Raw genomic sequence first — 10,016 nt, forward strand, 5'->3', positions numbered from 1 at the left:
AAAGTTGTCTCAGGAATCAGCTTACATCCAATCCTTTTGAAAGCAGTTTTTTAGTCAGGTGGTCGCTTATTAAGACCATCGCAGAATTTTGAGCAACCCAATTCACACTAATCGTAACGATTGGGTATATTTCAAAGACCGCCTCAATTAGCCAAGTCCTGGATACCTATGCGAGTTGGTAGACCCAAGCCTCATAAGGCCGTAATTTATTTGGCTGCTGCTCGCCATAATTACTAATCAAGCATTTGGCCGCGGGCGTCAGATATTGATCCAGTGGTCGGGACAGTGTCTCGGCTGTGAAATTGCAACAAACTAGCCAGGTCCGCCCTTCCCATTGCCGTGCATATAAGAATACCTGCGGATCATCGGCCCACAAGAGCTCAAACAAACCTAACGTCACTAAGGGGTATTGATGTCGTAATTGAATCAAGTGCTGATAATAGTACCACACTGAATCCGGATCAGCCAAAGCTGCGGCAGCATTGATTTGACGATAGTTGGGATTGACCGTGAGCCATGGCGCCGCGTCACTAAAACCCGCGTTAACCTCCGTGTCCCATTGCATCGGCGTTCGCGAGTTGTCCCGAGAACGCGCCGCTAATCGGGCCATCATATCTGCCGGTGATAGCAGCTGGCGCTCAGTCACTAAATCACGATAGGCATTGAGCGATTCAATATCTCGGTAATTGGCTAGTTCAGTAAAATGAGCGTCAGTCATCCCCAGTTCCTCACCTTGATAAATATACGGGGTTCCCTGTAAGAGGTGTAAACACGTTGCGAGCATTTTAGCCGAACGCACCCGATATGCTGGTCGGTCATCACCAAAACGTGAGACCGCTCGTGGCGTATCATGATTGTTCCAAAACAGGCTGTTCCAAGCCCGCCCTTCAAGTCCGACTTGCCAGTCACTAATGACTTTCTTTAGCGCCACTAACGGTGTCTTACGCGTACTCCACTTACCAAGACCATGCTGACTATTATCAAGTCGCAGATGTTGAAATTCAAAGACCATATCTAATTCGTGCTGATCAGCGCCCGCATACTTCAGCGCATCCGCTGGTGTCACCCCGTGGGTCTCACCAACCGTCATGATATCAAACTGTGACAACACTTCTTGGTTCATTTCTTGCAAGAATTCATGAACTCGCGGTCCGTTCGTTACTCGAGCATCGCCAAACTGACTGTGCGGTTTCAGTGGACCATCTGGTAATCCGGGTAACTTAGAGATTTGGTTAATGACGTCCATTCGAAAACCGTCAACACCCTTGTTCAGCCACCAGGTCATCATCGTATAAACTGACTCTCGTAAGGTCGGATTCTCCCAGTTTAAATCAGGTTGTTTTGTTGAAAACGTGTGTAAATAGTACTGCTGGGTCTGCTCATCATATTGCCATGCTGAACCACCAAAAGCCGCATCCCAATTATTGGGCGCTTTTTTGCCGTTACCTGAGCGCCAAAAGTAGAAATCACGATATTGATTGGTGCGGTCCTGGCGACTGCGTTTGAACCACGGATGCTCATCAGAGGTATGGTTAACAACCAAGTCCATGATGATCTTTAAGCCCCGGTCATGGGCGGCTTGCAATAGTTCATCAAAATCAGCCATAGTGCCAAAGTCGGCCGCAATTTGTTGATAATCACTAATATCATAACCATTATCATCGTTGGGTGAACGATAAATGGGATTGAGCCAAATGACGTCGATTCCTAATTGCTTTAAGTAGTCTAGGTGGGCCGTGATCCCCTTTAAGTCACCAATACCATCATGATTGGTATCTTGAAAACTCCGTGGATAGACCTGATAGACAACGGCTTGTTGCCACCACTTGATTGTTGCTGCCATAATTACGATTAACTCCTTAGTTACGCGGTAAGGCCCTTGATGAGCTTAACTGGTAACGTATATTTTGATTCCAGTGTACAATTCGCATCCTCAATCCGCTGCAATAGTAGAGAAACCAGTAACGTGCTAATATCCGCTAACGGTTGTTCTACTGTTGTTAATTCAGAATGATAATCACGTATGAGCGCCGTGCCATCATAACCAACAACGCGTAATTGCTCAGGAACCGTTAATGACAGTTGTTGCGCGACGTTGAGCACTAGTAAAGCGGCCAAATCATCACTACAAAAAATACCATCATACTGATGTTGTGTCATAATCGTCTTAATTTCCATCATCTTCAGCGCAGGGGTCAATTCAAACGGTAACTCATGGACATGGGGTGTTAGCTGTTGGGCAGTCAAGTAGGCTTCATATCCTTCACGGCGACCATTCGTTGGCGAACCAGCGTGTGACTTACCAGTAAAAATAGCCACGTTAGTCGCCCCCGCCTGATGCAATGTCTGGGTTGCTAGCCAGCCCCCCTGGTAATTATCCGAACTAACGATGGGAATATTGTCGGATAAGTACCGGTCAAATGAAATAATCGGAAGACCATATTGTTGATATTCTTCAATACCTAAATTGTGGGCACCAGCAATAATCCCGTCGACCTGATTAGCCATCAACATTTGTAAGTAGTCGCGTTCTTTTTGCGGATCATCCGCACTATTACATAAAATCACCTTATAATTTTTAGCAAATAAGATTTTTTCAATCCGGGACACCAGTTCACCAAAGAACGGATTACTAATATCTGAAAAGATGACGCCAATTAAGCGCGTATTCTTTCCTTGCAGTGAGCGTGCCATATTATTCGGCTGATAATGCAGTTCTCGCATCGCCGCGAAAACTTTTTCTTTAGTCTGACTACTCAGGTAGCCATGGTTATTAATAACCCGAGAAACGGTTGTCGCTGAGACCCCCGCTAGCTTCGCAACATCATTTAATTTTGGTTTCATTGTTATCGACTCCAGTATGCTCTGATTGGCGCCATTCCCAGACTTTACCGGTAACTGCCGTAGTGTCACCTTGAACGTTAAGACGACTCGGGGTAGCGTTTAAGAAGAAACGGCCGGTCATCACGGAATAGCCGTTATCAATATAGCATTCAAAGACTGACACATCTATGATTAGCCGGATTTTTATCGTCTTATGGGCCGTTAACTCAACTTGACGAGTCTGACCATAATCTTCAGCAAACGAATTCCCCGTATGCCGCCGATCAATCATAACCTGACCATGGTTGGCATCAACAGTCACCTGCAGCTGGCCACTTTCCTGCTGATCAGCAATGTTAACCGTGACCGTTTTATCAGCGGGAACCGTCAGTAAGAGTTCAAAGCTGCCATTCAAAGCGGCCACCGTCGCCCGTTGTTGCTCAAAGACTAGGTCATGCGCCGTCGTCCGCAAATCATCCACCGCTGCCACTGGATTTTGATAGAGGTGCCCATCTTTAAGCGTTAGTTCCTTAACTAAGCTCAAACAATGGGCCCAATTTTCACGATCAGTTGGATAGGAAATTTCAGGTAACCCAATCCAGCTGACGGCTAACGCGCGGCCATCCGGCGCATTGATTGCCTGCGTGGCATACACGTCAAAGCCGTCATCCAATTGCGTCAGGGCGTGGGGTTCAGTGAATTGTGCCTGAGCTAGGTTCAATTGATCGGCAACTAAATACATGTTCGGATAAATATTCTGATACGGGATCGTTGCTTGCGATAACCCTTGGGGACAGAACAATAAGACGGGCTGTTGATCGATCCAGACCAGATTTGGACACTCAATCATATAACCCCGCGCATTTGCGGGAACGTTCAACTCGCCTTGACACGTCCAGGTGGTCAGATCCTTTGAGAAATAAACCAAGATAGCACCGATCTCAGTAGTCGTCTGCGCACCGATCAGCGCGTAGTAGCCGTGGTCATTCCGGATCAAGTCCGGATCACGAAACGAACTCGTGTACCCAGCCGGAGCATGCGCAATTAGTGGCCGGGACAGCTTTTTAATGTGATTATCCGTGTCCATCCAGGCACCTAATTGATACGATTCACGTTGCCAGTCGGCAGTACGGACATTACCCGTATACATAATAAATAACTGATCATCAATTGGTAGTGCTGTACCCGTGTACGCGCCGTGCGAGTCGTACGGCGTATCTGGTCGAATCGCTAAGCCCTCATCATGCCAATCCACCAAGTTCTTAGAGGTCACGTGTTGCCATGACTTCAGTCCGTGTACCGGACCGAACGGAAAGACTTGGTAGAACAGGTGCCACTGACCATCAAAGTATGAAAAGCCATTGGGGTCATTTAACAAACCTGATGTAGGCTGAATATGATGTTGCATCCGCCACTTAGACTGGCGTGCCTGGGCAGCGAGCTGTGGTAGCTTAGTTGCTGGCCACTGTTCATAAGGGGTATAACGGGTTTTACGATTCCATATCATGACGATGAGCTCCTTTTTAACGTTCGACTTAATTGTCACTATTATAAAACCGCTTACACCGATATGTCAATCGTTTGACATTTTTATATTATATTTTCATGTCAGCGTTTCAAATTCGGTTTTTTAACAAGATTATCAAGCAATCCAATTTTGTATCAAACGCTTGACATATTTTCCAAAATTGCTATTATTGGGTCTGTAAAGCGCTTGCATTATTAAATTAAAAATAATTTTAGACTCAGGGAGTGAATTATTATGAATCATCAAGAAGTTGCCGACCGCGTACTTAATGCAATTGGTAAAAACAACATTCAAGCCGCCGCCCACTGTGCGACACGCCTCCGTTTGGTCATCAAGGATGAATCCAAGATTGATCAACAAGCCTTAGATGACGACGCGGACGTTAAGGGGACCTTCGAAACTAACGGCCAGTACCAAATCATTATTGGCCCTGGCGATGTCGATAAAGTCTATGACGCCTTAATCGCCAAAACAGGTCTTAAAGAAGCGACACCCGATGACATCAAGGCAGTTGCCGCTGCGGGTCAAAAGAAAAATCCATTAATGGACTTCCTCAAAGTCTTATCTGATATTTTTATTCCAATCGTCCCTGCACTAGTTGCTGGGGGTCTATTAATGGCACTAAACAACGTTTTGACTGCCGAGCATCTTTTTATGGCGAAGTCAGTTGTTGAAGTTTACCCTGGCCTCAAAGGTATCGCCGAAATGATTAACGCGATGGCTAGTGCGCCGTTTACTTTCTTGCCAATCCTCTTAGGATTTTCAGCAACGAAGCGCTTCGGTGGCAACCCCTATCTGGGTGCTACGATGGGCATGATCATGGTCTTACCATCACTAGTTAACGGCTATAGCGTTGCAACGACCATGGCAGCCGGCAAGATGGTTTACTGGAACGTCTTTGGGTTACACGTTGCACAAGCCGGCTATCAAGGCCAAGTGCTCCCAGTCTTAGGCGTCGCCTTCATTCTAGCTACCCTTGAAAAATTCTTCCATAAACACATTAAAGGGGCATTTGACTTCACGTTTACCCCGATGTTTGCCATTGTGATTACTGGTTTCCTAACTTTTACAATCGTTGGTCCCGTCTTACGAACGGTGAGCGATGCATTAACTAACGGTTTAGTAGGCTTATATAACAGCACCGGCTGGATTGGTATGGGAATCTTTGGTTTATTATATTCTGCAATTGTTATTACTGGTCTCCATCAAACTTTCCCAGCAATCGAAACCCAGTTGTTGGCCAATGTTGCCAAAACTGGTGGTTCCTTTATCTTCCCAGTCGCCTCGATGGCCAACATTGGGCAAGGTGCCGCCACTTTAGCTATTTTCTTTGCCACTAAGAGCCAAAAGCAAAAAGCCCTGACTTCTTCAGCCGGGGTCTCAGCGTTACTCGGAATTACGGAACCTGCTATTTTCGGGGTCAACCTCAAGATGAAATTTCCATTTGTCTTTGCAGCGATTGCCTCAGGAATTGCTTCAGCTTTCTTAGGACTATTCCACGTTCTGTCCGTGGCGATGGGTCCCGCATCAGTCATCGGATTCATTTCGATTGCTTCAAAGTCGATTCCAGCATTCATGCTCAGTGCTGTCATCTCGTTCGTCGTCGCATTTATTCCAACTTTTATCTATGCCAAACGAACACTCGGTGACGATCGTGATCAAGTAAAATCACCAGCACCAACGAGTACCGTCATCAATGTTAATGATGAGATTATCAGTGCACCGGTAACGGGGGCTAGCGAAAGTCTCAAACAAGTTAACGACCAAGTTTTCTCAGCCGAAATCATGGGGAAAGGCGCCGCAATCGTGCCAAGCGCTGATCAGGTCGTCGCACCAGCTGACGGGGTCATCACTGTCACTTATGATAGCCATCATGCTTATGGCATCAAAACAACTGCTGGTGCCGAAATTCTGATTCACTTAGGATTAGATACGGTCAATTTAAATGGTGAACACTTCACTACTAACGTTCAGAAGGGCGATACCGTTCATCAAGGTGATCTACTCGGAACGTTTGACATCGCTGCCTTAAAAGCCGCTAACTATGATCCAACCGTCATGCTAATCGTCACAAATACGGCCAATTACGCTAATGTTGAACGACTCAAAGTCACGAATGTCCAAGCTGGTGAACAGCTCGTTGCGTTGACTGCACCGGCAGCTAGCTCAGTTGCTGCTACAACTGTCTAAACTTTATTAGGAGGACGTCATGCCTGTTGAATATGACCCCAAAACCGGCTTAATCAATCTTCATAATGACCAAATTAGCTATGTTATTCAAATTTTAGCTCATCGTTACCCAGTGCATCGATATTTTGGACGTTACTTTTCAAAACAACCGTACTTTGAGCCGATGCCATCCGGTAGCCATGCTTTTGCTAATGACCCAACAGAACGCTTTCCATATTCCGTGACTTCACTGCCACTCGAATATTCCACTATTGGCAGTGGTGACTATCGCCAGCCAGCTTACGTTATTAAGGATGCTAACAATCAATTACTGCCCATTTTAGAATATACTGGTTTTTCTGTGAATGATCAGCCAATCAACTCGCGCCAATTGCCACCCACCGTTAGCAAACACACGCCTGTAACAACCCTAGTCATTCATTTGACCGATGCAGTGACCAAGTTACAGATGGATCTTAACTACACTATTTTTGAAAATCAGCCGCTTATCTTGCGAAGCACAACTCTGCGCCATCACGGTACTACTAATTTGCAAGTAACAGCCCTATCCAGCGCTCAACTAGATCTACCAACTGACCAATATACTGCGCTGACATTAAGCGGTACCCATGCACATGAAGCTAATCCATCGTTTAACCGTTTACACCCAGGGTTACAAACAGTTCGCAGTCTGCGCGGCACTAGTGGACCACAACACCAACCGTTCATGGCTCTAGCAGAACCTAACACGACAGAATTAGCTGGGACTGTTATTGGTTGTGCACTAGCATGGAGTGGTAACTTCGACAGTACTGTCGAAGTTGACCAATATCAACATAGCCGCCTAACAATCGGTCTTGAGCCCGACACATTCGAATGGCAGCTCAAACCAAATAGCAGTTTTCAGACTCCTGAAGCCGTGCTAACTTGGACAAATACTGGTTTTAACGGCATGTCGCAAGTATTTCACGACTTTAGCTATCAGCTGATGCCCTCCCAGACTAACATTCCAAGTGTGCTTAACACTTGGGAAACACTGACATTTGCCGTTTCGGAGTCTAAAGTTCAACACTTAATCGAACATGCCCACCAGTTAGGCTTACAAATGCTTGTCTTAGACGACGGCTGGTTTGTCAACCGTAACGGCGAAAATGGGCAATTAGGTGACTGGTTTGTTGACCCCATTAAGTTTCCTAATGGTCTGAACCCCCTTGCCCAACAAGCCCATCATCATCGAATGAAATTCGGTCTCTGGGTGGAACCAGAGATGATCACCACTAACAGTCAGCTCTACCAACAACATCCTGACTGGGTATTACAATATGTTGATCGGACACCCATCACAGCTCGCCACCAGCTAGTCTTAGACCTTTCGCAGGCCGCTGTCCGTGACCACTTAATCACTACTCTGACGAACTTGGTTCAAAATAACCAACTCGATTATCTTAAATGGGATATGAATCGCCATCTTACACAGGTTGGCAGCACACACTTACCGGCTGCACAACAGGGGGAACTGTATTATCGCTATGTCTGTGGACTTTATGATATTCTCACACGCTTGAAGCGCGCCTGCCCCAAGCTGATTATCGAAAATTGTTCAGCTGGTGGTGGCCGGTTTGATTTTGGTATGCTACCATACACCAATCAGACGTGGATAAGCGATTTGACTGATCCAGTCGACCGAGCAACCATCGAGAACGGATTTAGTTATCTATTTCCACCACGGATATTCAGCAACCATATAACCGCATCACCCAATGCGCAAAATGGCCGAATAACACCATTTGAAACTCGATTACAATTAGCCTGCATCGGGCAACTAGGATTGGAACTTAATCCTAAACAACTTGCTCCTAGTGAACAACAACTTCTTCGAGGAGCCTTGATTAAATATCAGCAACTGAAATCTACTTTTATCAAGGCCCACTTTTATCGTCTACCAACAACAAGACACGTTGTTGCGTGGTTGCTAGTAACGGCAGATAAAAAGCAGGCAATTTGCTGTTACTTAAATGGGCTTAATTCTGCTGTCAAAACTCAGCACCCATTACCATTACACTATCTCGATGCTGAATTAACGTATAGCGATTCATCGGGTAATCGCTATACGGGGCATCAGTTAAACACGATGGGGATTCCACTTAAACCCACCAACGCTGATTTCACTAGTCAGCTAATTTATTTATGTCAAAATTAATGTAATCGTTAACAAAATTTCGAATTAAGAATATATTATTATTAAATAAGACTACATTTTTAACTACAGGAGGCACACTATGCTTTTAGGTGCAATTGAAGCTGGTGGTACAAAATTTGTTTGTGCCACGGGCGCTGAAAACGGGCAAGTTAGCGACCGAATTTCGATCCCCACGACAACCCCCGTTGAAACCATGACTGCGGTAGACGACTATTTTACGACTCATCCCGTTGACGCGATTGGTATCGGTTCATTTGGCCCCATCGGCGTTAATCCCGATGATCCGAAATATGGTTACATTACCACGACTCCCAAACCCGGCTGGGGTGACTTCGACTTTTTAGGCCATCTTAAAAGTCAATTCAACATCCCACTCTACTGGACCACTGATGTTAACGAAGCCGCTTATGGCGAATCAATGATTGGAATCGCTAAGGACGTCCCTAACAGCATCTACATGACGATTGGTACCGGTGTTGGCGCTGGCGTCATTAGTCAGAACCACATTTTTAATGGTCGCACTCATACTGAGCTTGGTCACATGCGACTCAACCGGTTACCTGGGGACGATTTCAAGTCCAACTGTCCTTACCATGACATCTGTTTAGAAGGTTTAGCTGCTGGGCCAGCAGTTGGAAAACGAACGGGGAAAGCTGGGAAAGATATTCCCGTTGACGATCCGGTCTGGCCAATCATCGCTGACTACATCGCACAGGCATGTGTCAACCTCACCGTCGCCTTCGCACCTGATAAAATTATTCTTAACGGTGGTGTTATGAATCAACGGCAGCTCTTTCCCATGATTCGTGAAAAGTTTGCCGCCTATCTAAATGGCTACGAAGAAGTCCCACCACTGGATGACTATATCGTTCCCGCTGGACTGGGTAACAATTCTGGCATTGCCGGTGGCCTATTGTTAGCTCAGGCTGCTTTAAAGAACGCTTAACACCTTGCAAAAAAGTCCGCCGATACGTGTTTAAACGTATTAGCGGACTTTTAGTTTACAGTCAATTTGTCATTCGGTTAATGAATATATACGGTTAAAACAGTGATAAATCCAAAAATCACCCCGGGAACATTTGAAATAATAACGGGTCAATCCTTATAAGTCTTGAACCAGCCGTAACCAGTCCATAATATCCCATTAATCATTGCCACGAGTGGTTGTAGCGGCGATACTGGGTCACCTGAGAAATTCGAAATGATTTGCGGAATATACGACACGTACATGGTAGATTGTAAAATTAATCCGACGCTGTTCGGACAAAAAGATCAGCTTCCTTTAAAATGGTGTTT

The 10,016-nt window shown here is 45.7% G+C and carries 6 protein-coding genes and 1 pseudogene; 3 read left to right on the top strand and 4 right to left on the bottom strand.

What is annotated here, in order from left to right; translation table 11 throughout:
• Positions 1–166: 166 nt before the first annotated feature.
• The 3 genes from IV86_RS08365 to IV86_RS08375 are packed head-to-tail and all read right to left on the bottom strand — an operon-like array spanning position 167 to position 4,330.
• Positions 167–1,843: a glycoside hydrolase family 13 protein gene (locus IV86_RS08365; RefSeq protein ID WP_056979563.1), complete on the bottom strand. Its 1,677-nt coding sequence runs from the start codon at positions 1,841–1,843 to the stop codon at positions 167–169.
• A gap of 20 nt (positions 1,844–1,863) precedes the next feature.
• Positions 1,864–2,844 carry a LacI family DNA-binding transcriptional regulator gene (locus IV86_RS08370; protein ID WP_011673114.1) on the bottom strand — a complete coding sequence of 327 codons (981 nt, stop codon included), beginning with the start codon at positions 2,842–2,844 and terminating at the stop codon, positions 1,864–1,866.
• Positions 2,825–4,330, bottom strand: coding sequence for a sucrose-6-phosphate hydrolase (locus IV86_RS08375; RefSeq protein ID WP_055126656.1), 1,506 nt, complete (start codon positions 4,328–4,330; stop codon positions 2,825–2,827). Before IV86_RS08375 ends, IV86_RS08370 begins: the two co-directional genes overlap by 20 nt.
• 255 nt (positions 4,331–4,585) lie before the next feature.
• Here IV86_RS08375 and IV86_RS08380 point away from each other — a divergent pair, with 255 nt between their 5' ends.
• From IV86_RS08380 to IV86_RS08390, 3 genes are all read left to right on the top strand, one after another.
• Positions 4,586–6,541, top strand: a complete 1,956-nt coding sequence (locus IV86_RS08380; RefSeq protein WP_055126657.1) for a sucrose-specific PTS transporter subunit IIBC — start codon at positions 4,586–4,588, stop codon at positions 6,539–6,541.
• Positions 6,542–6,560: 19 nt separating this feature from the next.
• Positions 6,561–8,720, top strand: a complete 2,160-nt coding sequence (locus IV86_RS08385) for an alpha-galactosidase (RefSeq protein WP_056979564.1) — start codon at positions 6,561–6,563, stop codon at positions 8,718–8,720.
• A gap of 79 nt (positions 8,721–8,799) precedes the next feature.
• Positions 8,800–9,666: a fructokinase gene (locus IV86_RS08390; protein ID WP_055126659.1), complete on the top strand. Its 867-nt coding sequence runs from the start codon at positions 8,800–8,802 to the stop codon at positions 9,664–9,666.
• Positions 9,667–9,743: 77 nt separating this feature from the next.
• On the opposite strand, the pseudogene IV86_RS08670 reads toward IV86_RS08390, so the two are convergent.
• A pseudogene (locus IV86_RS08670) lies at positions 9,744–9,950 on the bottom strand (SemiSWEET family transporter).
• Positions 9,951–10,016: the final 66 nt, after the last annotated feature.

This window comes from Pediococcus pentosaceus (genome assembly GCF_001437285.1).
GTDB lineage: Bacteria > Bacillota > Bacilli > Lactobacillales > Lactobacillaceae > Pediococcus > Pediococcus pentosaceus.

Bases quoted from the DNA above. Each gene is read 5' to 3' on its own strand.
- IV86_RS08390 (WP_055126659.1), top strand. From the start codon at position 8,800: ATGCTTTTAGGTGCAATTGAAGCTGGTGGTACAAAATTTGTTTGTGCC.
- IV86_RS08370 (WP_011673114.1), bottom strand. From the start codon at position 2,844: ATGAAACCAAAATTAAATGATGTTGCGAAGCTAGCGGGGGTCTCAGCG.
- IV86_RS08365 (WP_056979563.1), bottom strand. From the start codon at position 1,843: ATGGCAGCAACAATCAAGTGGTGGCAACAAGCCGTTGTCTATCAGGTC.
- IV86_RS08375 (WP_055126656.1), bottom strand. From the start codon at position 4,330: ATGATATGGAATCGTAAAACCCGTTATACCCCTTATGAACAGTGGCCA.
- IV86_RS08380 (WP_055126657.1), top strand. From the start codon at position 4,586: ATGAATCATCAAGAAGTTGCCGACCGCGTACTTAATGCAATTGGTAAA.
- IV86_RS08385 (WP_056979564.1), top strand. From the start codon at position 6,561: ATGCCTGTTGAATATGACCCCAAAACCGGCTTAATCAATCTTCATAAT.